Below are 26,584 nucleotides of genomic sequence, written 5' to 3'. Positions count from 1 at the left end.
CGGGGGCGGGGGCGGGGGCGGAGGCGGCGGCGTTCGCGGCGGCTGTGCCGGTCGCGCCGGTCGGGGCGGTCGGGGCGCCCGGGACACCCGTGGCGCCCGGTGTATCCGCGTCGTCCGCCCGGGTGATCACCGGGCCGCGCGCGGTCTCCAGCACCTCGACCTCGACCGGTTCGGCTCCGGCGACCGCGATGGTCTCGGTGTGCCGGGCGACCGGCTCCCAGGTGCCGTCGGGGCCGAGCGCCTCGACCCGGCCGTCCTCCAGGGTCCGCAACCGCTCCGCGTACAGGTCCTGGTAGTCGGCCATGGCGTTGGTGATGGCCCAGGCGACGCCGCCGGTGTGCCCGAAGTGGGCGAGGCCGGGGACGCCGGGGACGGCGAGTCCGAGGACGTCGTAGTCGGGGCAGGCCAAACGTATCTGCTGGTACACGCCCGGGTCCTCGATGAACCGGTGCGGGTCTCCCGCGATGATCGCCGCGCCCGTGGCGGTGCGGTCGCCCGGAACCAGCCAGCCGTTGCTGCCGGCGGTTCCGGGGCCGTCGGTGGCGAACAGGGTGGCGGCCTCGTCGCCGAGGGCGCGGGCCGCGCGCTCGCGCCACAGCTTGGTGGCGAAACCGGCGAAGAGGATGTGCGTGGAGATCCAGACGGCGAGCGGGACCCAGGGCTCCCACGGCGCGGGGGCGTGCCCGAAACGCTCGTCGCGGGCGGCGCCGGAGGCGAGCCCGTCGTTGACCCCGGCGACGTAGGCGCCGACCCAGGCGGCGGTCTGCGGGTCGAGTTCCTCGTGGCAGCGGCGGGCGGTGTCGGCGAGGCGGCTCTGGCGGGCGAAGCGGTCCCAGGCGACGGAGTCGGGGCCGAGGAGGGAGGCGCTCGCGCCCTCGGCGCGCAGGCGCTCGACTTCGAGCTGCCAGGCACGGTCGAGGGCGGTGGCGCGGCCCTGGGCGTAGGAGAGGCGGAGCGGATCCGGGGCGTGGAGGTGCGCTATGCCCCAAGCGTCCCGGTAGAGCCCGTAGTTCTCGTCGTCCTCGTACACGTCGTCGTCCGTACTGCTCACAAGGCTCACACTCTTCCCCACGCGCATTAGGTTAGGCTGCCCTAACTATAAAGGGAAGGTGGGCGTCAGATGAGGTCCCGAGGGCCCGGGCCCGGCTCACACGCCCTACGGCACGCACTCGACGCTCACTGCGCACGCTCGGCGCGTAAGGCGGGGGCGGGGTCATGCGCCCGTCGCGCCGTCGATGGCCTCGCGGAGGAAGTCCGCGTGTCCGTTGTGGCGGGCGTACTCGTGGATCATGTGCAGCATGAGCATGCGGAGCGAGGCGTCCCCCTCCCACTTCACGATGTACGTCGTCACGTCGAGGGACTCGGCGGCCGCCTCCACCGCGCGCGCGTGCTCCACCTCCGCCTCCCAGGCCGCGAAGGCCTCGGCGCGGGTCGAGCCGGAGGCGTCGTAGGCGGCCTGGAAGTCGCGCTCGTCCGACCACAGGTGCGGGACGTCCGCCCCGCCCACGGTCCGGCGGAACCAGTGCCGCTCGACCTCCGCCATGTGCCGGACCAGGCCCAGCAGGGAGAGCGTGGAGGGCGGGGACGCCTGGCGGCGCAGCTCTTCGTCGGTGAGGCCGTCGCACTTCCAGGCGAGGGTGGCGCGGTGGTAGTCGAGGTGCGCGCGGAGCATCTCGCGTTCGCCCGCGGTGAGGGGCGGCCCGATGCGGGGGGTGGGTTCTGTCGCTGTCATGGCTGCGATCCTGCCCGCCGCCGCGGGACTCCGTCTACGGCCGCCCGCGCACGCCACTCCCACTCCACATGTCGGAAGGGTCCGTCTTGAGCCGTGGACCAATTTTGACCTCAACGAGAGTTTAGGTAAGCCTTACCTCGCTCGGTCGCGTCGGTGGCCATCCTGCCCTCGGAGTTCACTCACATGTCGTCCCCTACGGTTGACCTGCCTGCTCGCCCGATCCGCCTGTACGACTCCTGGTGGACGGTCACGGCCGCAGGACTCGGGGCGTTGATCGCTCTGACGGTCGGACTGTGGGTTTCCGTTCACGTGAAGACGGACACCGAACTCCACACCGCCGCACTGTTCGCGCACCTCGCCTCGCTCGTCGTCGGCTTCGGCGCGGTGCTGTCCGCCGACTACTACGGCCTGCTGTGGGCGATGAGGCGCTGCGCGCTCGCCGAGGTGGTAAGTGCCACTTCCAGACTCCACATACCCATCTGGGCCGGGCTGGGTGGTCTCGTCGTGAGCGGGCTGATGTTGCACCCCGATCTCGACTCGCCGCTCACCCTCGTCAAGCTCGGGCTGGTCGGCCTCCTCACCCTCAACGGCCTCCAGGCCGGCCTCCTGGGCCACCGCCTCTCGACCGCGCCCGCCATCACCCCCCGCCTACTGGCGTGGGCAGCAGCCACCGCGGTCATCTCACAGCTCTGCTGGTGGGGCGCTGTAACCATCGGCTTCCTCAACACCAATTCCTGACGCCGAGAGGGCGCCCCCACCTCCCTCCCTACCCCTCCCACAACCACGGCACCGTGACCCCCAGCACCTCGAACCCCAGCCGTTCCAGGATCGGCCGGCTGTCCTGCGTCGCGTCCACCTGGAGGTAGGGGATGCCGCGCTCCGCCGCCACGCGTGCGCGGTGGGCGACCAGGAGGCGGTAGATGCCCCGGCCGCGCCACCGCGGATCCGTGCCGCCGCCCCACAGCCCGGCGAAGGACGTGCCCGGCCGCATCTCCATCCGGGCCGAGCTCACCGGGGTGTCGCCCGCCATCGCGACTACCGCTTCGATCGTGTCGGGCTCCTGCGCCAGCAGGTTCAGCATCAGCTGCCGGATGCGCGGGAGATCCGTGCCGAAGGCGCGGCGGTGGGCCTCCATCATCAGGTCGACGCCCTCCTCGTCCCTCACCACCCGCACGGTGACCCCCTCCGGCGGTTCCACCGGCATCCGCGCGAGGTCCGAGGTCCGCCCGATCAGCAGGGTCTCCGCCGGCTCCGCCACGAAACCGGCCGCGCGCAGCCGGTCCCCGAGGTCGGCCGGGCGGTCGTAGTCGTAGAGCTTCCACTCGAAGCCCGCGTCCGGGATCTCGCCCCGGGCCGCCAGCTCCGTGAAGAACGCCACCTGCTCCGCGATCGCCGCGTCCGCCGTCCCTTCGTCGAGCCCGGACCAGAGCACCGCGTTCCCGCCGGTCCCGGGCACGATCTGGCGTACGACCCCGCCCGCCCGCTCCACCCGCGCATCGGGGGTGTCCGGCTGCGCGTCGCGGCGCATCTGCCTGTCGAACTGGTCGCGCATCTTCAGCAGCTCAGCGGCTCTCATCGTCATCCGGCCAGCTGACCAGGCGCCGACCGGCCCGACAACTGCATTAATCTCACCCCGTGAACGACCCCACGACGAGTCCGACGTCGAGCCCCCCGACGAGTCCCACCCGCGCCACCCCCGTCCCCGCGGTCTACACCGGCAAGGCCGCCCCTGACGCCGCCGTCGACCGGGGCTGGCTGCTCGGCCACTTCAAGGAGCCCGGCGATGCCCGCCACAGCGAGGACGTGGAGATCAAGTGGGGCGTCCATCCAAAGGGTGACGAGCGGGCGCAGTGGGTCCGGGGCGAGGAACGCACGGCCTTGCAGGTGCTGATCAGCGGACGGTTCCGGCTGGAGTTCCCCGGCCGGAGCGTCGTGCTCGCCGAGCAGGGCGACTACGTCGTGTGGGGACGCGGCGTCGACCACTCCTGGTACGCGGAGGAGGACGCGGTCGTGCTCACCGTCCGCTGGCCCTCGCTCCCCGGCTACCGGGCCGACGGACCCGGCCGCCAGGCCGACGAACCCGGCTACCGCACCGACGAACCCGGCTACCGCACCGACGGGCCGTCCGCCGCAACCCCCGCCTGACCAAGGGCCCGTACGGGTCCAGCGCCGGTCCCGCGCCCGCTACAGGTCGCGGCACAGCCGGACGCCGGCATTCGATGCACAGCCGGACCCCGGCATTCGATCCAGCGTTCCAGCGTTCTTTGCGACGGGCCCTTCCCCGGTAAAGATCCGAACATCAGGGAGCTCGTTCCGTTGGCAGCAATCGCCCGGTGGTGCATGCGGCACCGCCTCGTGACCGTCCTGCTGTGGCTCCTCGCGCTCGGTGGTAGCGCCGCGGCGGCAGTCGGCGCCGGAGCGGCGTTCTCCAACGACTACGAGGTCCCCGGCACCGAGTCGAGCAAGGCGCACGCACTGCTCCGCGAGGGGTTCCACGGCCAGGGCGGCGATACCGACACCATCGTGTGGCGGGCCCCGGACCATCACGGCGTCCGCGCCCCCGCCGTAGAGCAGCGCATGACGCGGGCGCTCGACGCGGTAGCGGGGCTGCCCGGCGTCGGATCGGTCGCCGGCCCCTACGGCTCCGGCGGCGAAAGCGCGGCGCGGATCAGCGCCGACGGGCGCACCGCCTACGCCGTGGTCACCTTCGACCGGCCGGCCGACTCCGTCCCCGAGGCCCGGGCGAAGGCCGTGGTCGACGCCGCGAAGAACCCGACGACCCGGGCCGACGGCCTCCAGGTCGAGCTCGGCGGCCAGGCCGTCGCCCTCACCGAGGCCCGCGGCGCCCACCTCGCCGAGGTCATCGGTGTGGCCATCGCGGCGCTGGTGCTCTTCCTGGCCTTCGGCTCGCCGGCCGCGAGCCTGGTGCCCATCGCGACCGCCCTGGTCAGCGTGGGCATAGCCTCTTTCGGCATCACGCTGCTCGGGCACGCGATGACGGTCGCCGACTTCGCGCCGATGCTCGGCACCCTCGTGGGCCTCGGTGTCGGCATCGACTACGCGCTGTTCATCGTCACCCGCCACCGCAAGGGCCTCCAGCGCGGCCTGTCGGTCGAGGAAGCGGCCGAAAGCGCCGTCGCCACCACCGGCCGGGCCGTCGTCTTCGCCGGGGCCACCGTCTGCATCGCCCTGCTCGGCATGCTGGTGCTCCGGCTGAACTTCCTCGACGGCGTCGCGATCGCCGCTTCCCTCACCGTGGTCCTGACCGTCGCCGCCTCCGTGACGCTGCTGCCGGCCCTCCTCTCCTACATCGCCGCGCGTGCCCTCTCGCGCCGCGAGCGCCGCAAGCTGGCCGCCGAGGGCCCGAGGGGCGAGAGCCCCGCGGGATTCGCCGCCCGCTGGTCGGCCTTCGTAGAGCGCCGCCCGAAGCTGCTCGGCCTCCTCGCCACGGTGATCATGGTGGTACCGGCCCTGCCCGCGCTCTCCCTCCACCTGGGCACCTCCGACCAGGGCAACAACCCGGCCGCCTCCACCACGCGCAAGGCCTACGACCTGCTCGCGGAGGGTTTCGGCCCCGGCGTGAACGGCCCGCTGACGGTGGTCGCCCGCCTCGACGGAGCCGGCGACCGGGTCGCCGTGGACCGCCTCGCCGAGTCGCTCCGTACGACCCCGGGCGTCGCCTCCGCCGGTCCCGCCGTCTTGAACCGCAGCGCGGACACCGCCGTCGTCACCGTCGTACCCGACTCGGCGCCGCAGTCCCGGGCCACGAGCGACTTGGTGGACGCGCTGCGGAGCGAGGTCATCCCGCGCGCCGCGCACGGCACTTCCCTGCGGGTCCACGTCGGCGGCGTGACGGCCGGCTACGACGACTTCGCCGAAGTCATCGTCGGCAAACTGCCCCTCTTCGTCGGGGTGGTCATCACTCTCGGCTGCGTGCTGCTGCTGCTCGCCTTCCGCTCCATCGGCATCCCGCTCAAGGCCGCCGCCATGAACGTCGCCGCCGTCGCCTCCTCCTTCGGAGTCGTCGTCGCGGTCTTCCAATGGGGCTGGGGCAGCGAGTGGATGGGCCTGGGCAGCGCCGGGCCGATCGAGCCCTTCCTGCCGGTGATCATGGTCTCGGTGCTCTTCGGACTGTCCATGGACTACCAGGTCTTCCTCGTCAGCCGGATGTACGAGGAGTGGCTGGAGACCGGCGACAACCAGCGGGCCGTCCGGATCGGGCTCGCCGAGACCAGCCGGGTGATCAACTCGGCGGCCGTCATCATGATTTCCGTCTTCCTGGCCTTCGTGCTCAGCGGTGACCGGATCATCGCCATGTTCGGCATCGCGCTCGCCGCGGCCGTCGCCCTCGACGCCTTCGTCCTGCGCACGCTCCTCGTCCCGGCCCTGATGCACCTGCTCGGCGGCGCCAATTGGTGGCTGCCGGCCTGGCTGGACCGCCGGCTGCCCCGCATCAGCATCGAACCCCCCGAATGCCGGCCCCGTGCGACACTTCCGACACAGCGGGCCGGCACCACAGACGCCACGAGCGAGGACGGTACCGAGCCCGCCACAGCATCCCGGTGAGCCGGCGAACCGCCGCCTGAGACCCAAGGACAAGCCCGCATGTTCTCGATAGACCTCGCCGAAGGCGCCCAGCTTTTCCCGCTGGAGATCCGGCACGCAGAGGAGCTCCTGGCCCACATGGACCGCGGCCGGGAGCACATCGGCCAGTACGTCGGACTGCCGGACGTGGTCGCCGACCTCGACGGGGCGCGCTCCTACCTGGCGAACTACGCGCAGAAGGCGGCCACCGACACCGGCAGGCTCTACGGCATCCGCGTCGACGGCGTCCTCGTCGGCGGAGTGCTCTTCCGCACCTTCGACACCGCGAGCGGCACCTGCGAGGCCGGTTGCTGGCTGGAGCCCTCCATGACCGGCCGCGGCCTGGTCACCCAGGCCTGCCGGACCATCATCGACTGGGCGTTCCGCGAGCGCGGCATGCACCGCGTCGAGTGGCACGTCGACTCCGCCAACAAGAAGAGCATCGCCGCAGCCGAGCGGCTCGGCATGACCCGCGAGGGCGTCATGCGGGAGAACCACCTCTACCGGGGCCGGCGCCAGGACACCGAGATCTGGTCGGTCCTCGCCCACGAGTGGTCCGCGGCCCGGCCGGCATAACCGGGACCCCAACTCCCGGCGCCAGCGCACCCGTCCCGGATCCCCTCGCGGAACCGGGCCGGGACGCGGGCGGCCGCCCGCACGGATTCTAAGAAACCTCTCAGACAAGCCGCCTACGGTGCCCCGCATGGACACCACGAAGACCCCCGCCCCGACCGCTCCCGAGGCGGACTCCCCGGCCGACCTGAAGAAGGCCGACGCCCCCGAGACGACCGCCCCGGTCGCCGCGGACACCGAAGCCGCCGGCGAAGCGGTCCCGACCGAGGAGCTCGCGGGCCTCGAAGACATCGAGGACCTCGAAGACGAGCTGGACGAGGAGCCCGCCGAGGAGCCCAGCGGTGTCGGCGCCGCGGCCTGCGCCCTGGTCGCCGCCGGTCTCGGTCTCATCGCCCTCAGCGGCAGCTGGGTCTCCCGCGTCATAGCCGAGCGCGCGACCCTCATCGGCCAGATCGACTCGGTCAACGCCACCAGCACCGAGGACAAGATCGAGGCGCTGTACGGCAACGCCTGGCAGCTGACGGCGCTCGTCAACGGCGTCCTGTCCACCGTCGCGCTCCTCATCGGCGTCTTCGTCCTGGCCCGCCCCGCCTTCGGCACCCCCGGCCGCACCCTCCCCACCTGGGTCCGCGCCGTCTCCTGGGCCGCCGTCGCCCTCGGCGTCATCGGCGTCATCGTCTTCGCCTTCATGTACTTCGTCCTTCCGCTCCCGAAGGCCGCCTAGAAAACTGGGTGCTGTGACCGGAAAGGTCCATTCACCGGGTCGGCACTAGGCACTGCCTTAGTCCGCCTCGGGGGACCCCCGGCCCCGGACTAAGGCCCCCCGGCCCGCGCAGATGCGGCATGCTCCCGATGTGCCGGTACCCCCTGGGACGCGAATCTTGGATCACACCGAACGAGGTGCCCGAGAAACGCCACCAGGGAGTACGAGATGTTCGAGTACGAGATCGCCACCGCCCGCAGCAACGACCTCATCCGCAAGGCCGACACGTACCGCCTGATCCGGGAGGCGAAGAAGGCCCGCCGCTCCGTCTCCCGAAGCCAGAACCCGGAGGGGCCGGTGAGAGGACGGGTCGGCTTCACCCCCGCCGCGTAAACCACGGCGGGAACCGCGGGGATCCGCACGTGATGAGAAGCGCACCCATAACGAGTGCCGGTGACCAGGGCGTCTGTGCGATGCTCGGCGGCGTGGAGACCAGATCTGTCAGCCCGGTGTTCGTCGGCCGCGCCGACGAACTGGCCCTGCTCACCGACGCTCTGACGCGCGCCGCCGGCCAGGAGCCGCAGGCGCTGCTCATCGGTGGCGAAGCCGGGGTCGGCAAGACCCGCCTCACCGAGGAGTTCCTCTGCGAAGCCGGCCGTCGCGGCGCGGTCGTCGCCGTCGGAGGCTGTGTGGAGATCGGTGCGGAGGGGCTCCCCTTCGCACCGTTCTCGACGGCCCTGCGCATCCTGCACCGCCTCCTGCCGAACGAGCTGGCCGCGGCTGCCGCCGGCCAGGAAGGCGAACTCGCCCGCATCCTCCCCGAACTCGCGGAGAGCCCGCGCGGCCCGCACGACGAGGAGAGCACCGCCCGGCTCTTCGAACTGACGGCCCGGATGCTGGAACGGCTCGCCGCCGACCGCACGGTCGTCCTCGTACTGGAGGACCTGCACTGGGCGGACACCTCCACCCGGCACCTGCTCTCCTACCTCTTCCGGGCCCTCGGCAGCGGCCGGCTCGTCCTGGTCGCCACCTACCGCGCCGACGACGTCCACCGCCGCCACCCGCTGCGCCCGCTCCTCGCCGAACTGGACCGGCTGCGCACCGTCCAGCGCATCGAGCTTCCCCGTTTCAACCGGGCCGAAGTGCGCCGCCAACTCGCCGGCATCCTCGCCTCGCAGCCCGAGGAAGACTTCGTCGAATCGGTCTTCGCCCGCTCCGACGGCAACGCCTTCTTCGTCGAGGAACTCGTCGCCTCCCGCTCCAGCGGCTGCGTCACCGGCCTCACCGAATCCCTGCGCGACCTGCTCCTCGTGCGCGTCGAAGTCCTCCCGGAGGCCGCGCAGCGCGTCGTGCGCATCGTCGCCGAGGGCGGCTCCACCGTGGAGTACGCCCTGCTGCGCGCCGTCACCCGGCTCACCGAGGACGAGCTGATCGAGGCCCTGCGCTCGGCCGTCGGCGCCAACATCCTCCTCGCCACCCCCGACGGCGACGGCTACCGCTTCCGCCACTCCCTGGTCCGCGAGGCCGTCTCCGACGACCTGCTGCCCGGCGAGCGCGCCCGCGTCAACCGCCGCTACGCCGAGGAGCTCGAGGCCGACGGCACGCTCATCCGCGCCGAGGAGCGGGTCATCCGGCTCGCCAACTACTGGTACTACGCCAACGATTCGGTCAAGGCGCTGCCCGCCGTGCTCGCGGCCTCCGTCGCCGCCCGGCGCCGGCACGCCTACTCCGAGCAGCTGAGGCTGCTGGAGCGGGCCATGGACCTGTGGGAGGGCGTACCGGAGGAGATACGCGGCGAGTTGCGCCCGGCGGACTACACCGACGTGTACCCGCCCTGCGGCTGCGACCCCGCGACCACCCCGCTGCAGTACCTCGACCTGGTGGCCGAGGCCACCGTCGCCGCCCGCTTCGGCGGCGAACGCGAACACGCCCTGAAGCTCACCAAGACGGCCCTGCGACTCCTGGAAGACGGCCACGACGCGCTGCGCGCCGCCTGGTTCTGGACCGAGCGCTCCCGGCTCGTCGCGAGCCTCGCCCGCGGCGACGGCTGGGAGGAGCTCGCCAAGGCGCAGGACCTCGTCCGCGGGCTGCCCCCGTCCCAGGTGCACGCCGACGTCCTGGTCCGGGCCGCGAGCTGGGGCATGCTCCACAACCCCGGCCCGGACAACCTCGCGGCCGCCGAACGCGCCGTGGAATACGCCCGGATGATCGGCGCCGAGGACACCGAGCTCAACGCCCGGATCACCATCGGCACCCTGCTCACCGACTCGGGCGAACCCGAGCGCGGCCTCGCCGAGATGTACGCCGTCAAGGACCGGGCCGCCGAACTCGGGCTCGCCATGCTGGCGGGACGTGCTCATATCAACCTCACCTCTCAGTTGGAAAGCATGGGCCGGTCCCGCGAAGCCGTGGAACTGGCCGAAGAAGGTGCCGCACTGGTCAAGAAGTCCCAGCTCAGGGACTCCGAGGCATGGGTGCGCGGAAACATGGCGGAGAGCCTGTACAGCCTCGGCCGCTGGGAGGAGGCCGCCACGGAGGCCCGGCGCACCCTGAGCCTCGTCAGCAGCTCCGCTCCGCGCGCCTCCGCCAGCGCGCGGCTGTCCTACCTGGCCCTGGCCCGCGGAGAACTCACCGAAGCAGCCGCCCAACTCGCGGCAGCGCGCGCCCACTTCGGTCCCCACGACGCCCAGCCCCAGCACCGGCTGCCGCTGTTCCGCCTCGCGATCGGCGTGGCCGCGGGGGAGGGGCGGATAGCCGACGTCCGCACCGAAGCGGCCGCCGCCATCGACTACGGCTTCCCTCTCGGCCACCACCGCTACGCCTGGCCGATGCTGCTCGCCGCGGCTTCGGCCGAGGCCGACGCCCGCGGCCTGCCGGCCGCCGAGGCGGGCCGCGAGGAGGCGCTGAAGGTGCTGCGCGCCGCCTCCCGGAACCTGGCCACCCCCGTCCCGGTGTGGGTCGCCCACGCGGAGTACGTCCGCGCCGAACTGCTGCGGGCCGAGGCCCGGGACACCGTCGCCGACTGGACGGCCGTCGAGGCGGCCGTCCAGCCGCTGGAGCGCCCGTACCTGCTCGCCAGGGCCCGCCACCGGCTCGTGGAGGCGCTGCTGGGCTCCGGCCGCGACCGCGAGACCGCCGCCGGACTGCTCCACGAGGCCTACGCGACCGCCGAGCGGCTGGGAGCCCGCCGGCTCCGCGAGGACCTGGCCCTGCTCGCGCAGCGCGCCCGGCTCCCGCTCGGTCCCGCCGACGCCCCCAAGGCCCTGCCCGTGCCCGACACCGACCCGGTCGAGGCGCTGGGCCTGACCAGCCGGGAACGGGACGTGCTGCGCCTGGTCGCGGCGGGCCACACCAACCGCCAGATCGCCGAGGAGCTCTTCATCTCCCCGAAGACGGCCAGCGTCCACGTCTCGAACATCCTGGCGAAGCTGGGCGTGGCGGGCCGCGGCGAGGCGGCCGCCCTGGCCCACCGGCTCAGGCTCTTCGCCCCGGCCGTTCCCGCCCCCGACGAGAGCCGGACGGCGCGCTGAGCGGGCCCGGGCCGCCCTACGCCGCCGGGTCCTCCTTGGGGCGTATGAGGACCTTGCCGGAGTCCAGGTCTATCGGGCCCTTTCCCGGGTCGTTGTCGTTCACATCGGTCCGGGAAAGCTCCAGCCGCTTCTTCTCGTCGTTCGCGTGCTTGCGTCCCGGGCTGAAGAGCTCCTCGATCATGTTGAACATCGCGCCACCGTGCCTTTCGTCCCCCGCCGGGGCCCGCGGGTCATCGCACCGTCAGTGTCAGGATCCTGTCGTCGCCCGCTTCCGGCGACCCGCGCCCGTCCGTCTCGCTCGTGACCAGCAGCAATCTGTCCCCGCCGAGGGCCACCACCGACCGCAGCCGGCCGTACTCACCCTCCAGGAAGGCCTCGGGCCGCGCCACCGGCGCCGCCCCGGCCAGCGGAATCCGCCACAGCCGCTGCCCCTTCAGGCCGGCCATCCAGACCGACCCCTGCGCCCAGGCGATCCCGCTCGGCGAGGCCTCGTCGGTCTTCCAGACCGCCACCGGATCCCGCAGGCCCGGCTTGCCCGCCTTCCCCTCCGCCTCCGGCCAGCCGTAGTTCCCGCCCGGCTCGATCAGATTCAGCTCGTCCCACGTGTTCTGGCCGAACTCGGCCGCCCACAGCCGCTTGTCCCTGTCCCAGGCGAGCCCCTGCACATTGCGGTGCCCGTAGGAATAGACGACCGAATCCGCCTCGGGATTCCCGTGCACCGGCTGCCCGTCCGGAGTCATCCGAAGGATCTTGCCGCCCAGCGACTTCTTGTCCTGCGCCAGCCCCGTGTCGCCGGTCTCGCCCGTCCCCGCGTAGAGCATCTTGTCCGGGCCGAAGGCGATCCGGCCGCCGTTGTGGATCAGACCCTTCGGGATGCCCCTGAACACCGTGTCGGGCGCGCCCAGTTGATCACCGGCCGGTCTCTTGTCGTCATAGCGCAGCCGGGCGATGCGGTTGTCCGACTCGGTCGTGAAGTACGCGTACACCATGCGGTCCGAGGCGAAGGAGGGCGACAGGGCCAGGCCCAGCAGCCCGCCCTCGCCCCCCGGGGCCACTCCGGACACCTTGCCGACCGCGGTCACCGCGCCCGTGGCCACATCGACCCGGCTGACGGTCCCCTTGTCCCGCGAGGCCACCAGGAGGTCCCCGTCGGGCAGCGGGGCCACGCCCCACGGGGACTCCAGATCCTTGGCGACCACGCCCGTCACCGTCACCCCGCCCTCGGCCGGCGGCCCGGAGGCCGACGGGGAGGCGGACGGCCCGTCCGAAGCCCCCGGCGTCGAGGGCGCGGAGGCCGCCGGGCCGGAGGAGGACGCGGCCGGTCCGGCCCCCGCGCCGCCCGGCGGCGAGCACCCCGCCGCCAGCAGCGCCCCGCATCCGGCCAGGGCGAACGCCGCCAGTACTCCGCTCGCCCGGGCGCGCGGGGCGACGTACGACATCGGTACCCGCCGCCCCCCTGACCGGTGCCGTCCCCACGCCTGAGCCTGCGCCCGTGCCCGCTCCGACGCCCGCTGCAGCTTCCGTCCGTATCGCATCGGCCCCGCTCCCCTCAGATCCTCCGATCGTGCCCTTCACATGTCTCAACAGCCACGGCCGTTCCCGAAGTTCCGCCACTCGTACACTCGATCGAGTGGTTGCGAGACCGGCCCGGGGCAGGCCAGAGACCGGCCCGGGCAGGCAAGAGACCGGCCCGGGGCCCGCCCGAGACCGACCCGAGGCGGGCCGGGGCGGACCGGACCGGGCCCACCGGCCGACCAGGACCCGCCCCGAGAACTCAGTCCCCGGCCCCCACCGGCTCCGGCAGCTCCGAGAGCTCCGCCAGGTCCGCGGCCGTCAGCCGGACCTCCGCCGCCCGCGCGTTCTCCGCCGCCCAGCGCGCCTGCCCGGCCCCCGGGACCGGAACCACCTGAGGACCCTGCGCCAGCACCCAGGCCAGCGCCGCCTGCGCCGCCGTGACCTCGGGCCCGTGCCGCCGCGCGACCCGCCGCAGCCCCGCCACCAGCACCTGGTTCGCCGCCATCGCGTACGCCGTGAACCGCGGGTGCCTCGCCCGCACGTCCCGCGGCTCGAACCCCTCGCCGGGCGTCAGCGTCCCGGTCAGGAACCCGCTCCCCAGCGGCATCGCCGCGAGGAACCCCACCCCGCGCGCCGCGCACCACGGCAGCAGCTGCCGGGCCGCCCGCGGGGACCACACCGACAGCTCCGCCTGCACCGCGCTCACCGGGAACACCTGCTGCGCCCGCTCCAGGTGCCGCACGGTCACCGCGTACGCCCGGTCCCCGCGCCGCCCCGCGCCCGGCCCGGTCCCGGCGCCCAGCGCGCAGAAGCCGAGCGCCCGCACCTTCCCCGCCGCCACCAGCTCCGCCATCGCGCCCCACGTCTCCTCGACCGGCACGTCCGGATCCACCCGGTGCAGCTGGTAGAGGTCTATGACGTCGGTGCGCAGCCGCCGCAGCGAGGCGTCGCACGCCCGTCGGAGGTATCCCGGCCGCCCGTCGGCCACCACGTGCTGCCCGTCCGCCCGCAGTCCCACCTTGGCGGACACGAAGGCCTCGTCCCGGCGCTGCGCCAGCACCCGCCCGAGCAGCAGTTCATTGGTGTAGGGGCCGTACAGGTCGGCGGTGTCCAGCAGGTTCGCGCCCAGGTCCAGTGCCGTGTGCACCGTGGCCAGCGAGTCCTCGCGGCTCCTGCGCGACGGCGCGTACGCCCCGCTCATGGGCATGCAACCGAGCCCTATGGCGCCCACCGACAGCGATCCCGATCCGATCGACCTGCGCTCCACCCCTGCGTCCCCCCTGGTCCTCGCGGTCCGGCAGTCAAACTAACGGCTCGGTCCCGATCCCCTGACATAGCCTCGTGATCATGACTGCAGAGACTCCGGACGTCTGGCTCCCGTTCCCCGCCGAGGAGATCGACGGCCTGCCCGCCTCCTTCCGCTACCGCCAGTGGGACGGCGAGGAGACCTTCCCGGCCGATCCGGCCGGCTGCGTCTTCTACGTCACCCCGTACATGAAGTCCCAGGCCGTCACCTTGCGCCCGCTGGCCGCGATGCCGGACCTGCGGGTCGTGCAGACCCTGACCGCCGGCATCGACCACGTCCTGGGCGGCCTCGCCGACCTGGCCCCCGGCGTACGGCTGTGCAACGCCCGGGGCGTCCACGAGGCGAGCACGGCGGAACTCGCGCTGGCCCTGACCCTGGCCTCCCTGCGCGGGATCCCCGGCATGGTGCGCGGCCAGGACCGCGAGGAGTGGCGTTCCGGGTTCTACGACGCCCTCGCGGACAAGTCCGTACTGATCATCGGCTACGGGGCGATCGGCGCGGCCATCGAGGACCGGCTCGCACCCTTCGAGTGCGAGCGCGTCGCGCGGGTCGCGCGGACGGCGCGCACCACGGCGCGCGGTCCGGTGCACGCCCTCGCCGAGCTGCCCCGACTCCTGCCCCTGGCCGACGTGGTGATCCTCTCCACGCCGCTCACCGACGAGACGCGGGGGCTCGTGGACGCCGGATTCCTCGCCCGCATGAAGGACGGCGCGCTGCTCGTGAACGTGGCGCGCGGTCCCGTCGTCGACACCGGCGCGCTCGTGCGGGAGTTGGAGTCGGACCGGCTGCGCGCCGCGCTGGACGTCACCGATCCGGAACCACTGCCTTCGGGCCATCCGCTCTGGCATGCTCCGGGTGTCCTGATCACGCCCCATGTGGGCGGCAGCAGCTCGGCGTTCGAGCCGCGGGCCAAGCGCCTGGTGGCCCGGCAGCTCCGTCGGTTCGCCGCCGGGGAGCCCGTGGAGAACACGGTGTTGATCACGAAGTGACGCCTGGCGGGCACGCTCCGCAGTCGCCCGGATGCGCTCGGTGGCCCAACTCCCCGCACGGTAACGGAGAGTAGAGAGACTATGTCCCTGAGTGACGAAAGTGGTGTATCGTCCGGACCAAGGGGCTGCGGCGCGCGTTCGTCTCGCGCTGGGGAGTGATCGGACACTTTGGGGGCGACGGGCGATGTACGGCCAATGGGTGAAAGATCCGACGCGGCGCAGGCGCCGCAGGCGACGATGGGGCACGCCGGAACCAGCCAGCGTGGGGGACCGGTGAGTGGCCCGGGGGCCGCGCTCCTGACCCGGCAGCCGCTCGCCGGCGGCAGCGGCAAGAACCTGGCGATGCAGCTCCTCCTCGCGGTGGTCAGCAGCGGGTACGCCGTGGGCGCCGCCCTCGGCTGGGGCTCCGAGGAACTCGCCGAGATCATGGGCGACTTCGGACTCAGCGCCGCCGGCCTCCTGGCCGCGGTCTCCTGCTTCACGTACGCGCGGGCCATCGACAGCCGGGAGCGGCCCGCCTGGCTGCTGTTCGCGTTCTCCTCCCTCATGGGCGGCTGCGGCAACGCCGTCTGGGGCTGGTACGAGGTGATCCTCGGCGAGAGCGTGCCGAAGCCCTCCATCGCCGACTTCGCCTTCCTCTGCTTCGCGCCGCCCGCCATCGTGGGCCTGCTCGTCCTCGCCAAACGCCCGGTCACCAGGGCCGGCTGGGTCTGCCTCGGACTCGACTCCTGGCTCATCGGCGGCTCCCTGCTCACCCTGTCCTGGAGCCTGGCCCTCGCGCACGCGGCGCGCACCGCGCAGTCGGGCGCCCCCGGGAGCGTCCCGCGCGCGGCCCTCTCCCTGGCCTACCCGCTCCTGGACATCGCGCTCGTCTCGATGGTCCTCGTCCTGCACTTCCGCCGCTCCGAGGCCAACCGCTCCGCCGTGAACACCGCCATCGCGGCCCTCGCGCTGACCGTCCTCAGCGACGCGCTGTTCACCTCGCCCCTGCTCAGCGCCGAGTACCAGTCCGGCCAGCTGCTCGACGCCGGCTGGTTCGCCGGCTCGCTGCTCCTGGCCTACGCCCCCTGGGGCGCCCGCCGCATCCACGGCGGCCTGCCGGCGCCCGACCCCGCGGCCCGTGCGCGCGCCGAGCGGCCGCACAGCCGCCCCATCACCGGCTCCCTGCCCGCCCTCACCCCGTACCTCGCGGCCGCCGTCTGCACGCTCGGCATCCTCTACAACGTGGTGGACGGCCGGAAGGTCGACCGGGTCGTCGTCTTCACCGGCTGCACCGTCGTGCTCGCGCTGGTGATCCGGCAGGGCATCATGCTCCTCGACAACATCGCGCTGACCCAGGAACTGGCCCAGAAGGAGAACCACTTCCGCTCCCTGGTCCAGGGCTCCAGTGACGTCATCATGATCGCCGCGCCCACCGGGACCCTGCGCTACGTCAGCCCCGCCGCCGCCGGGGTCTACGGCCGCGAGGCGGAGGAGCTGGTCGGCACCGAGCTGGCCACCCTCATCCACCCCGACGACCTGGGCCGCGTGGTCCACGAGGTACGCCGCTTCCTGGCCGCGCCGCCCACCGAGGAGCCGACCACCCGCATCGAGTGCCGGTTCGAGTCCGGCGACGGCGAATGGCTCAACGTGGAGTCCACCGTCAACCGCCACCAGGGCGGGCTCATCCTCAACAGCCGCGACGTCACCGAGCGGGTCCGCCTCCAGGCGCAGCTCCAGCACAGCGCCGAACACGACCCGCTCACCGACCTCCCCAACCGGGCCCTGTTCACCCGCCGCGTCCGCCAGGCCCTGACCGGCCGGCGGGCCGGGGACCACAGCACCGCCGTCCTCTTCATCGACCTCGACGGCTTCAAAGCGGTCAACGACACCATCGGCCACCAGGCGGGCGACGAACTGCTCATCGAGGCCGCCCGCCGGCTCCAGGACTCCGTCCGCGCCGGGGACACCGCGGCCCGTCTGGGCGGCGACGAGTTCGCCGCGCTGATCCTGGGCGACGGCAGCCGCGACCGCGGCGCCCGCGAGTACCAGGTCCACGAGATCGCCGACAGGCTCCGCACCACCCTCTCCCAGCCCTACCGGATCGCGGGCAGCGAGGTCCGGGTCGCCGCCAGCATCGGAGTGGCCTTCGCCGACCCCGGCATCACCCCTTCGGACCTCATGCGCAACGCGGATCTCGCGATGTACCGGGCCAAGGCGGGCGGCAAGGACCGCGTCGAGATGTACGCGCCGCAGATGCAGGCCGAGGTCGTCCGCAAGGCCGAGCTGGCGGGACGGCTGCGCACCGCCCTGCACGACGGCGAGTTCGCCCTGCTGCACCAGCCCGTGGTGTCGCTCGCCACCGGCGAGATCTCGGCGGTCGCGGCGCAGGCCCGGTGGCGTTCCGCCCAGGGGATCCTGTTCACGCCCGCCGAGTTCCTGCGGGTCGCCGAGCACAGCGACGGCGGCCACGCGGCCGTCCCGGACGCCTCGCGCACCGCCGAGCTGGGGCGCTGGTTGCTGGAGGAGGCCGTCGTGCAGGCCGCCGAACGGCACCGCGCGGGTCACGACGTACCCGTGGCCGTACGGATGACGGCGCAGCGGCTGCTGGACCGCTCGATGCCGCTGGGTTCCGTCGAGGCCCTGCTGACCCGCCACGGGCTGCCCTCGGGCGCGCTCGTCCTGGAGCTCGCCGTCTCCGACCCCAGGGTGCCCTTCGACGACCTGGAGCGGCGCCTGGCGGCCCTGCACCGGCTGGGGGTCCTGATCGCCCTGGACGGCTTCGGCAGCGGTTACGCGGCCATCAGCGCGCTGCGGCGGCTGCCGGTGGACATGCTCAAACTGGACCGCGGGCTGGTCGAAGGGGTCGTGGAGTCCCCCCGCCTGCACAAGATCACCGCTGGTTTGTTGCGGATCGCAAACGACCTCGGCATGCAGTCGGCGGCCGAGGGAGTGGACCTGCCCGAGCAGGTCCTGGCGCTGCGCGAGATGGGCTGCACGCACGGACAGGGATTGGCCTTCTCGGGACCCCTGGACGAGTACAGGCTGCGGCGCGCGCTCGTGCGCGGTACGTTCCCCGTACCGGGAGGTGCGGCGCAGCCCGCATGGGCCGGTGGCTCATCCGGGGGTTCCATGGTCATCCGTAGAGGCTCACATAATGAGACGCCCGTCCCACCCGCTTGACATCACCCTCCCGCCGGAGGGAGGGTCAATGTCATGCGCACCCGAATTCTCGTACTTGGAAAGCGCGTCGGCTGAAGCTGGGACCAGCATGTCCCCGCTCAACGCACCCGACGCGCTCCCCTCGCTTGCCTCCCGGCACGAGGGGTTTTTTGTTGCACTGGCAACGTCGCATCTCGTAAAACCCTCCTCGTAAAACCCTCAGCTTCGAGAAGAGAATGCCGATGACCGAGCAGGCCACCGGGGCCCACCATCCGCAGCCGCGGCCCCGTAACGGCGGACACCAGTCCGCCGCAGTTGAGCACGTCACGGGTGCGCAGTCCCTCATCCGCTCTCTCGAAGAGGTGGGGTGCGACACCGTCTTCGGCATCCCGGGCGGAGCCATCCTCCCCGCGTACGACCCGATGATGGACTCCAAGAAGGTCCGTCACATCCTGGTCCGCCACGAGCAGGGGGCCGGCCACGCCGCCACCGGCTACGCGCAGGCCACCGGCAAGGTCGGCGTCTGTATGGCCACCTCCGGACCGGGCGCCACCAACCTGGTCACCCCGATCGCCGACGCGCACATGGACTCCGTGCCGCTCGTCGCGATCACCGGCCAGGTCTCCTCCAAGGCGATCGGCACCGACGCCTTCCAGGAGGCGGACATCGTCGGCATCACGATGCCGATCACCAAGCACAACTTCCTGGTCACCAAGGCCGAGGACATCCCGCGGACGATCGCCGAGGCCTTCCACATCGCCTCGACCGGCCGCCCCGGACCGGTCCTGGTCGACATCGCCAAGGACGCCCTGCAGGCGAAGACCACCTTCTCGTGGCCGCCCACCCAGGACCTGCCGGGCTACCGTCCGGTCACCAAGCCGCACGCCAAGCAGATCCGCGAGGCCGCCAAGCTCATCTGCCAGGCCAAGCGCCCGGTCCTGTACGTCGGCGGCGGCATCATGAAGTCCGGCGCGACCGCCGAGCTGAAGGTCCTCGCCGAGCTGACCGGTGCCCCGGTCACCACCACCCTGATGGCGCTGGGCTCCTTCCCCGACAGCCACCCGCTGCACGTCGGCATGCCGGGCATGCACGGCGCGGTCACGGCCGTCACCGCCCTGCAGAAGTCGGACCTGCTGATCGCGCTGGGCACCCGCTTCGACGACCGCGTCACCGGCAAGCTGGACAGCTTCGCCCCGTTCGCCAAGATCATCCATGCGGACATCGACCCGGCCGAGATCGGCAAGAACCGCGCGGTGGACGTCCCGATCGTCGGTGACGCCCGCGAGGTCATCGCCGACCTGATCCAGGCGGTCCAGGCCGAGCACACCGAAGGCCACGCCGGCGACTACAGCGCCTGGTGGAAGGACCTCAGCCGCTGGCGCGAGACGTACCCGCTGGGCTACGAGAAGCCCTCCGAGGACGTGCTGTCGCCGCAGCAGGTCATCCAGCGCATCGGCCAGATGGCGCCCGAGCACACCATCTACGCGGCCGGCGTCGGTCAGCACCAGATGTGGGCCTCGCACTTCGTCAACTACGAGGAGCCCCGCACCTGGCTGAACTCCGGCGGCGCCGGAACCATGGGCTACGCGGTCCCCGCCGCGATGGGTGCCAAGGTCGGCATGCCGGACCGCACGGTCTGGGCGATCGACGGCGACGGCTGCTTCCAGATGACCAATCAGGAACTGGTCACCTGCGCGCTGAACAACATCCCGATCAAGGTCGCGATCATCAACAACGGTGCGCTGGGCATGGTCCGCCAGTGGCAGACCCTGTTCTACAACCAGCGGTACTCCAACACCGTGCTGCACGCGGACGAGACCGGCCACGACACCGTCGGCTCCCAGCTCGGCGAGTCCTCCGCCCCCCGCAAGGGCACCCGCGTCCCGGACTTCGTGAAGCTGTCCGAGGCCATGGGCTGCGTGGCGCTGCGCTGCGAGGACCCGGCCGATCTGGACCGGGTCATCGCCGAGGCCAACGCGATCAACGACCGTACGGTCGTCATCGACTTCATCGTCCACGAGGACGCCATGGTGTGGCCGATGGTCGCCGCGGGCACCTCGAACGACGAGGTCATGGCCGCCCGGGGCGTCCGTCCCGACTTCGGCGACAACGAAGACGACTGAGCCGAGAGAGCAGAAGAGAGAGAACGCCTCACATGTCCAAGCACACGCTCTCCGTCCTGGTCGAGAACACGCCCGGCATCCTCGCCCGGATCGCCGCGCTGTTCTCCCGTCGCGGGTTCAACATCGACTCGCTCGCGGTCGGTGTCACCGAGCACCCCGACATCTCGCGCATCACCATCGTCGTGAACGTCGAGGACCTCCCGCTCGAGCAGGTGACCAAGCAGCTCAACAAGCTGGTCAACGTGCTCAAGATCGTCGAACTCGAGCACCACAACGCCATCGAGCGCGAACTCGTTCTGGTGAAGGTCCGCGCCGACAACGAGACGCGCTCGCAGATCGTCGAGATCGTCCAGCTGTTCCGCGCCAAGACGGTCGACGTCTCCCCGGAGGCCGTCACCATCGAGGCCACCGGCGGTACCGACAAGCTGGGCGCGATGCTCAAGATGCTGGAGCCCTTCGGCATCAAGGAGCTCGTGCAGTCCGGCACGATCGCCATAGGGCGTGGCGGACGGTCCATCACGGACCGCAGCCTGCGCGCGCTCGACCGCAGCGCCTGAGCCCGTCCGGGCCGGTGACACCGGCCCGGACGGCGCCTCCCGTTCCTCGCTCGCTCGTATGGCGAGACCGAGAACCACGTATTCCGTTCCCCGCCGTACGGTGGGAGCAACACCCGCGCACCAAGGAGATATCCCAGTGGCCGAGCTGTTCTACGAGAACGACGCCGACCTGTCCATCATCCAGGGCCGCAAGGTCGCGGTCATCGGTTACGGCAGCCAGGGCCACGCCCACGCGCTGTCGCTCCGTGACTCCGGCGTCGACGTCGTCGTCGGCCTGCACGAAGGCTCCAAGTCCAAGGCCAAGGCCGAGGAGCAGGGCCTGAAGGTCCTGCCCGTCGCCGAGGCGGCCGCCTGGGCGAACGTCATCATGATCCTGACCCCGGACCCGCTCCAGGCCGAGATCTACGAGGCGTCCATCAAGCAGCACCTGGAAGAGGGCGACGCGCTCTTCTTCGGTCACGGCTTCAACGTCCGCTACGGCTTCATCAAGCCCCCGGCCAACGTGGACGTCGCCCTGGTCGCCCCGAAGGGCCCGGGCCACCTGGTCCGCCGCCAGTACGAGGAAGGCCGCGGCGTGCCCTGCATCGCCGCCGTCGAGCAGGACTTCTCCGGCTCCGCCTTCGCGCTCGCGCTCTCGTACGCGGCCGGCATCGGCGGCACCCGCGCCGGCGTCATCAAGACCACCTTCACCGAGGAGACCGAGACCGACCTGTTCGGTGAGCAGGCCGTCCTCTGCGGTGGCGCCTCCGCCCTGGTCAAGGCCGGTTTCGAGACCCTGACCGAGGCCGGCTACCAGCCGGAGATCGCGTACTTCGAGTGCCTGCACGAGCTGAAGCTCATCGTGGACCTCATGTACGAGGGCGGCCTGGAGAAGATGCGCTGGTCGGTCTCCGAGACCGCCGAGTGGGGCGACTACATCACCGGTCCCCGCATCATCACGGACGCCACCAAGGCCGAGATGAAGAAGGTCCTCGCGGAGATCCAGAGCGGCGAGTTCGCCAACACCTGGATGGCCGAGTACAAGGCCGGTCTGCCGAAGTACAACGAGTACAAGAGCGCCGACGAGGCGCACCTGCTGGAGACGACCGGCAAGAAGCTGCGCAAGCTGATGAGCTGGGTCGACAACGACGAGAGCTGATCCCGTGCGCGACGGGGCCGGGACGGCGAGTCCCGGCCCCGTCGCACATCGGTGACGCGTACGGAAAGCGGGCCTCGAAAGGCCCGCTTGTCCACCCCGGCCAATCACGGACGGGTGATCCTTCCGTGGAGGCGGAAATCCGCCCCGGATCCGCCACTACACTGCTGAACACAACGCGTCAGGCCCACAGTGTCGTGCGTCTTCCACGCGGCTACCCCCTCCACCGCCTGCGGCCGTCGGGACGGCCGTCCGCACTGGACTTGTGAGGACCCACGTGAGCTCGAAACCTGTCGTACTCATTGCCGAAGAGCTGTCGCCCGCCACGGTGGAGGCGCTCGGTCCGGACTTCGAGATCCGGCACTGCAACGGCGCGGACCGCGCCGAGCTGCTGCCCGCGATCGCCGACGTCGACGCCATCCTCGTGCGCTCCGCGACCAAGGTCGACGCCGAGGCCATCGCCGTGGCGAAGAAGCTGAGGGTCGTCGCCCGCGCCGGAGTCGGCCTGGACAACGTCGACGTCTCCGCCGCCACCAAGGCCGGCGTGATGGTCGTCAACGCCCCGACCTCCAACATCGTGACAGCCGCCGAGCTGGCCTGTGGCCTCCTCGTCGCCACCGCGCGCAACATTCCGCAGGCCAACACCGCGCTGAAGAACGGCGAGTGGAAGCGGAACAAGTACACGGGTGTCGAGCTCAGCGAGAAGACCCTCGGCGTCGTCGGCCTCGGCCGCATCGGCGTGCTGGTAGCCCAGCGCATGTCGGCCTTCGGCATGAAGATCGTCGCGTACGACCCCTACGTACAGCCCGCGCGCGCCGCCCAGATGGGCGTCAAGATGCTGACGCTGGACGAGCTCCTGGAGGTCGCCGACTTCATCACCGTGCACCTGCCCAAGACCCCCGAGACCCTCGGTCTCATCGGGGACGAGGCCCTGCACAAGGTGAAGCCGTCCGTCCGCATCGTCAACGCCGCCCGCGGCGGGATCGTGGACGAGGCCGCGCTGTACACGGCCATCAAGGAGGGTCGCGTCGCCGGCGCCGGTCTCGACGTGTACGCGAAGGAGCCCTGCACGGACTCCCCGCTGTTCGAGCTCGACCAGGTCGTCTGCACCCCGCACCTCGGCGCGTCCACGGACGAGGCCCAGGAGAAGGCCGGCGTCTCGGTCGCCAAGTCGGTGCGGCTCGCGCTCGCCGGCGAACTCGTGCCGGACGCGGTCAACGTCCAGGGCGGGGTCATCGCCGAGGACGTCCGTCCGGGCCTGCCGCTCGCCGAGAAGCTCGGCCGCATCTTCACCGCCCTCGCGGGCGAGGTCGCGGTCCGCCTCGACGTCGAGGTCTACGGCGAGATCACCCAGCACGACGTCAAGGTGCTCGAACTCTCCGCGCTCAAGGGTGTCTTCGAGGACGTCGTCGACGAGACGGTCTCCTACGTCAACGCCCCGCTCTTCGCGCAGGAGCGCGGCGTCGAGGTCCGCCTGACCACCTCCTCGGAGTCCCCGGACCACCGCAACGTGGTGACCGTGCGCGGCACCCTGTCGGACGGCTCGGAGGTCTCGGTCTCCGGCACGCTCGTCGGTCCGAAGCACCTTCTGAAGATCGTCGGCATCGGCGACTACGACGTGGACCTGGCGCTCGCCGACCACATGATCGTCCTGCGCTACGCCGACCGCCCCGGCGTGGTCGGCACCGTCGGCCGCATCCTCGGCGAGGCCGGCCTGAACATCGCGGGCATGCAGGTCGCCCGCGCCGAGGAGGGCGGCGAGGCGCTCGCGGTCCTCACGGTCGACGCCGAGGCCCCGGTGAACGTCCTCGCGGACATCGCCACCGAGATCGGCGCGGTCTCCGCCCGTACGGTCAGCCTCCGCTGACGTTTCGACAGCGGACGTAGGACATAGGACATAGGCGAAGGGCCCGGGGGAAACCCCGGGCCCTTTCGTGTTCCCCGCTGTCTCAGGCCGCGGCCCGGACCTCAAGACCGCGGATCTCCCTACGTCGCTCAGCGCGCGAGTGCTTCGCCGGCGGCCGAGGCCCCCTCCGCCGCGGCCGGGGCGGTGGCTCCGCGGTCCCGGAGCAGGGCCGCGGCGAGCAGCGCCGCCGCGAGCAGCAGGACCGTACCGCCCCAGGCCGCGTACCGCATCGCGTGGACGAAGGCCTCGCGGGCCAGGGCCAGGACCTGCGCGCCCGCTTCGCCGCCGAGCTGCCCGGCGGTGGCCACCGCCCCGCCGAGGGTCTCCCGTACGGCGGGCTCGCAGTCCGCGAGGTCGGAGCGGTAGACGGCGGTGCCGAGGCTGCCCAGGACGGCCATGCCGAGGGCGCCTCCGAACTCCTGGCCCGTCTCCAGCAGGGAGGCGGCGGAGCCGGCCTTCTCCGCGGGGGCGGCGCCCAGCGCCATGTCGGAGACCAGGGACATCACGGTGACGATGCCGCTGGCGAGGACGCCGGCGCCGGTCAGCAGCAGCCACAGCGAGTCCGTGCCCACCAGGCCGATCAGGGCGAAACCGGCGGCGGCGAGGAGGAAGCCGCCCGCGATGACGTAGGCCCGGTCGGTCTTGCGGGCGAGGGCCGCGCTGACGGGGGCGGCGGCGCCGATGACGACCGAGGGGGCCAGGCTCCAGAGGGCGGCCTCGAGGGTGTCCATGCCGAGCACCGACTGCAGGTACTGGGTGGTGAAGTACGCCGAGCCCATCATGGCGAAGGCGGCGATGGTGTTCAGGCCGATGCCGGCGCCGAACCCCCGGTCCCGGAAGAGGGTCCTGGAGACCATGGCGTCCTCACGGGTGCGCTGGCGGCGGACGAAGACGTACCCGAAGGCCAGGCCGACGGCGAGGCAGCCGGTGTAGAGCGGGGTGAAGCCCTCGGCGGCGATCTCCTTGAGGCCGTAGACCACCGGCAGGACGGCGGCCGCCGACAGCGGCACGCTGAGCAGGTCGAAGCGGCCGGGGGCAGGGTCCTTGAACTCGGGGACCAGTACGGGGACCAGGGCCAGCAGGAGCAGCATCGCGGGCACGTTGATCAGGAAGACGGAGCCCCACCAGAAGTGGTTCAGCATCACCCCGCTCATCACCGAGCCCAGCGCGATGCCGCCGGTCATGGCGCCGGACCAGATCGCGATGGCCTTGCCGCGCTGCTCGGCGTCCTGGAAGAGGTTGCGCACCAGGGCGAGCGTGGAGGGCATCAAGGTCGCGCCGCCGACGCCGAGCAGGACGCGGGCCGCGATGAGCATCTCGGCGCTGGAGGCGTAGGCGGCGGTGACGGAGGCGAGTCCGAAGGCGGTCGCGCCGATCAGCAGCAGCTTGCGGCGGCCGATCCGGTCACCGAGCGAGCCCATCGTGATCAGCAGGCCGGCGAGGGCGAAGGCGTAGCTGTCGAAGATCCAGAGCTGCTGGGTGGCGGTCGGGTCGAGCTCCCGGGTGATGGCCGGGATGGCGAAGTAGAGGACGGAGACGTCCATCGAGACCAGGAGCAGGGGGAGCAGGAGGACGGTGAAGGCGATCCATTCCCGGCGACCGGCGAGACGTGCTGCGGGGTTCGTCATGAGCAGCAATGTACAAGCGTCATAAACATGTGTCTAGAACGAATGTATAGGACACTTGTGTGGGACGTTTGTCTTGCGTGGGTGCCTTGGCTACCGTGACGGCATGGGACATCGCGAAGACTTGCTTGAAGGCGCCAAGAAGTGCCTGGTCGAGAAGGGTTTCGTGCGCACGACGGCACGCGACATCGTCAAGGCCTCCGGCGCGAACCTGGCCTCGATCGGCTACCACTACGGCTCCAAGGAAGCGCTTCTGACGCAGGCGTTCATCGCCGTGGTCGAGGAGTGGGGCGACAAGTTCACCGCGGGAGTGTCGGGGGAGGGCGGCTCGCTGGAGCGCTTCCGCTCGGTGTGGGACGGGGTGCTCGCCGGTCACGAGGAGTCGGGACCGGTCTGGGCGGCCAGCATGGAGATCGCGCTGACCCGGGAGGGGCTGCCGGAACTGCGCGCGATGCTCGCGGCCTCGCAGGGGGAGGGGCGCAAGGGGCTGATCTCGATGTTCACGGGCGTGCCGGAGGAGGAGATCGGTGAGGAGGACCAGCGCACGACCGGTGCGTTCTACCAGGCCCTGCTGAACGGCTTCATGCTCCAGTGGCTCTTCGATCCCGCGTCGGCCGCGACGCCGGCGGAGCTGACCGAGGGCATGCGGCGGGCGGTGGAGCTGATGACGAGGACCGCCTCCGCCGAGGCCGCGGCCGCGGCCGGTGGCGCCGAGGAAGGCTGAGCGGAGCCTGACCCGCTCGCTCTGCCCGGCCGTCTCCCCCTACTCGGCCGGTGCCGCGCGCCGGTCCCGGCCGTGCAGGCGGGCCGCCTTGAGGGACATGTGGAGGAGCAGCCGGTCCTCGCCCTCGTCCAGGTCGAGGCCGGTCAGCTGCTCCACCCGGGCGAGGCGGTAGTACAGGGTCTGGCGGTGGATCCCCAGGGCCGCCGCCGCGCGGCCCGCCTGGCCGGCGCAGTCCAGGAACACCTCGGCGGTACGGGCCAGTTCGGAGTGGGCCGGGCCGAGCAGGGCGCGGGCCGCCGGATCGTCGACGGCCTCCTCGGCCACGAACGCCAGCATCCGGTACGGCCCGATGGCGGACCACTGCGCGACCGGCCCCAGTTGCGGCCGCGCGCCCGCGGCCCGCGCCGCGGCGACGGCCTGCTGCCAGGCGGCGGGCAGCCC

23 protein-coding genes are annotated in these 26,584 nt (G+C 71.9%); 15 read left to right on the top strand and 8 right to left on the bottom strand.

Features of this window, described 5'->3' with window-relative positions; all coding sequences use genetic code 11:
* The coding region (locus J7E97_RS13240; protein WP_308346486.1) for a penicillin acylase family protein at positions 1-1,030 on the bottom strand (1,030 nt) is incomplete at its 3' end.
* Between the two features lie 183 nt (positions 1,031-1,213).
* Complete coding sequence (locus tag J7E97_RS13235) at positions 1,214-1,732, bottom strand: DinB family protein (RefSeq protein ID WP_215026271.1); 519 nt, start codon at positions 1,730-1,732, stop codon at positions 1,214-1,216.
* Between the two features lie 183 nt (positions 1,733-1,915).
* On the opposite strand from J7E97_RS13235, the gene J7E97_RS13230 reads away from it, so the two are divergent.
* Positions 1,916-2,470 (top strand): hypothetical protein, encoded by a 555-nt coding sequence (locus tag J7E97_RS13230; RefSeq protein ID WP_215026268.1) that lies wholly within the window; start codon positions 1,916-1,918, stop codon positions 2,468-2,470.
* A gap of 28 nt (positions 2,471-2,498) precedes the next feature.
* Here the strand turns inward: J7E97_RS13230 and J7E97_RS13225 are convergent, their stop codons facing one another.
* Entirely contained in the window at positions 2,499-3,308 is an 810-nt protein-coding gene (locus J7E97_RS13225) for a GNAT family N-acetyltransferase (protein WP_215026282.1), read from the bottom strand.
* 179 nt (positions 3,309-3,487) lie between these two features.
* On the opposite strand from J7E97_RS13225, the gene J7E97_RS13220 reads away from it, so the two are divergent.
* The 6 genes from J7E97_RS13220 (at position 3,488) to J7E97_RS13195 (ending at position 11,122) form a co-directional block, all read left to right on the top strand.
* Positions 3,488-3,877 (top strand): signal peptidase I, encoded by a 390-nt coding sequence (locus J7E97_RS13220; RefSeq protein ID WP_251054401.1) that lies wholly within the window; start codon positions 3,488-3,490, stop codon positions 3,875-3,877.
* A gap of 171 nt (positions 3,878-4,048) precedes the next feature.
* Positions 4,049-6,298 carry an MMPL family transporter gene (locus J7E97_RS13215; RefSeq protein ID WP_215026265.1) on the top strand — a complete coding sequence of 750 codons (2,250 nt, stop codon included), beginning with the start codon at positions 4,049-4,051 and terminating at the stop codon, positions 6,296-6,298.
* Positions 6,299-6,337: 39 nt separating this feature from the next.
* The gene (locus tag J7E97_RS13210) at positions 6,338-6,892 is read left to right on the top strand and encodes a GNAT family N-acetyltransferase (protein WP_215026262.1); all 555 of its coding nucleotides are present in this window, start codon (positions 6,338-6,340) and stop codon (positions 6,890-6,892) included.
* Positions 6,893-7,019: 127 nt separating this feature from the next.
* Complete coding sequence (locus J7E97_RS13205; RefSeq protein WP_215026259.1) at positions 7,020-7,613, top strand: hypothetical protein; 594 nt, start codon at positions 7,020-7,022, stop codon at positions 7,611-7,613.
* A 207-nt stretch (positions 7,614-7,820) separates the two neighbouring features.
* Positions 7,821-7,985, top strand: a complete 165-nt coding sequence (locus tag J7E97_RS13200; RefSeq protein ID WP_215026256.1) for a hypothetical protein — start codon at positions 7,821-7,823, stop codon at positions 7,983-7,985.
* A gap of 80 nt (positions 7,986-8,065) precedes the next feature.
* On the top strand, positions 8,066-11,122 hold the full coding sequence (locus J7E97_RS13195) for a helix-turn-helix transcriptional regulator (protein ID WP_215026279.1): 3,057 nt from the start codon (positions 8,066-8,068) through the stop codon (positions 11,120-11,122).
* A gap of 16 nt (positions 11,123-11,138) precedes the next feature.
* On the opposite strand, the gene J7E97_RS13190 is transcribed toward J7E97_RS13195, so the two are convergent.
* The 3 genes from J7E97_RS13190 to J7E97_RS13180 form a co-directional block, all read right to left on the bottom strand.
* Positions 11,139-11,312, bottom strand: coding sequence for a DUF6191 domain-containing protein (locus J7E97_RS13190; protein WP_215026254.1), 174 nt, complete (start codon positions 11,310-11,312; stop codon positions 11,139-11,141).
* A 40-nt stretch (positions 11,313-11,352) separates the two neighbouring features.
* Entirely contained in the window at positions 11,353-12,561 is a 1,209-nt protein-coding gene (locus J7E97_RS13185; protein WP_215026251.1) for a sorbosone dehydrogenase family protein, read from the bottom strand.
* Positions 12,562-12,896: 335 nt separating this feature from the next.
* Positions 12,897-13,844 carry an aldo/keto reductase gene (locus tag J7E97_RS13180; protein ID WP_251054396.1) on the bottom strand — a complete coding sequence of 316 codons (948 nt, stop codon included), beginning with the start codon at positions 13,842-13,844 and terminating at the stop codon, positions 12,897-12,899.
* On the opposite strand from J7E97_RS13180, the gene J7E97_RS35765 reads away from it, so the two are divergent.
* The 7 genes from J7E97_RS35765 (at position 13,786) to serA (ending at position 23,755) form a co-directional block, all read left to right on the top strand.
* Positions 13,786-13,947 (top strand): hypothetical protein, encoded by a 162-nt coding sequence (locus J7E97_RS35765; RefSeq protein WP_251054403.1) that lies wholly within the window; start codon positions 13,786-13,788, stop codon positions 13,945-13,947. The two genes, J7E97_RS13180 and J7E97_RS35765, sit on opposite strands and share 59 nt — an antisense overlap.
* A gap of 37 nt (positions 13,948-13,984) precedes the next feature.
* Positions 13,985-14,932, top strand: a complete 948-nt coding sequence (locus tag J7E97_RS13175) for a 2-hydroxyacid dehydrogenase (protein ID WP_215026245.1) — start codon at positions 13,985-13,987, stop codon at positions 14,930-14,932.
* A gap of 273 nt (positions 14,933-15,205) precedes the next feature.
* Positions 15,206-18,094, top strand: a complete 2,889-nt coding sequence (locus J7E97_RS13170) for a putative bifunctional diguanylate cyclase/phosphodiesterase (RefSeq protein WP_374224149.1) — start codon at positions 15,206-15,208, stop codon at positions 18,092-18,094.
* A gap of 215 nt (positions 18,095-18,309) precedes the next feature.
* Complete coding sequence (locus J7E97_RS13165; RefSeq protein WP_215026242.1) at positions 18,310-20,196, top strand: acetolactate synthase large subunit; 1,887 nt, start codon at positions 18,310-18,312, stop codon at positions 20,194-20,196.
* Positions 20,197-20,228: 32 nt separating this feature from the next.
* Complete coding sequence (gene ilvN / locus J7E97_RS13160) at positions 20,229-20,753, top strand: acetolactate synthase small subunit (protein WP_215026239.1); 525 nt, start codon at positions 20,229-20,231, stop codon at positions 20,751-20,753.
* Between the two features lie 136 nt (positions 20,754-20,889).
* Positions 20,890-21,891, top strand: coding sequence for a ketol-acid reductoisomerase (gene ilvC / locus J7E97_RS13155; protein WP_215026236.1), 1,002 nt, complete (start codon positions 20,890-20,892; stop codon positions 21,889-21,891).
* A gap of 274 nt (positions 21,892-22,165) precedes the next feature.
* Positions 22,166-23,755 carry a phosphoglycerate dehydrogenase gene (gene serA / locus J7E97_RS13150; protein WP_215026233.1) on the top strand — a complete coding sequence of 530 codons (1,590 nt, stop codon included), beginning with the start codon at positions 22,166-22,168 and terminating at the stop codon, positions 23,753-23,755.
* A gap of 128 nt (positions 23,756-23,883) precedes the next feature.
* Here the strand turns inward: serA and J7E97_RS13145 are convergent, their stop codons facing one another.
* Positions 23,884-25,422, bottom strand: a complete 1,539-nt coding sequence (locus tag J7E97_RS13145; RefSeq protein WP_215026230.1) for an MFS transporter — start codon at positions 25,420-25,422, stop codon at positions 23,884-23,886.
* A gap of 103 nt (positions 25,423-25,525) precedes the next feature.
* Here J7E97_RS13145 and J7E97_RS13140 point away from each other — a divergent pair, with 103 nt between their 5' ends.
* Complete coding sequence (locus J7E97_RS13140) at positions 25,526-26,143, top strand: TetR/AcrR family transcriptional regulator (RefSeq protein WP_215026227.1); 618 nt, start codon at positions 25,526-25,528, stop codon at positions 26,141-26,143.
* A gap of 39 nt (positions 26,144-26,182) precedes the next feature.
* Here J7E97_RS13140 and J7E97_RS13135 read toward each other — a convergent pair.
* A partial coding sequence (locus tag J7E97_RS13135) for a helix-turn-helix domain-containing protein (RefSeq protein ID WP_215026223.1) occupies positions 26,183-26,584 on the bottom strand: 402 nt, incomplete at its 5' end.

The sequence above is a fragment of the Streptomyces sp. ISL-66 genome, from assembly GCF_018614135.1.
Lineage (GTDB): Bacteria > Actinomycetota > Actinomycetes > Streptomycetales > Streptomycetaceae > Streptomyces.
This window is presented reverse-complemented; position numbering and strand designations above follow the sequence as displayed.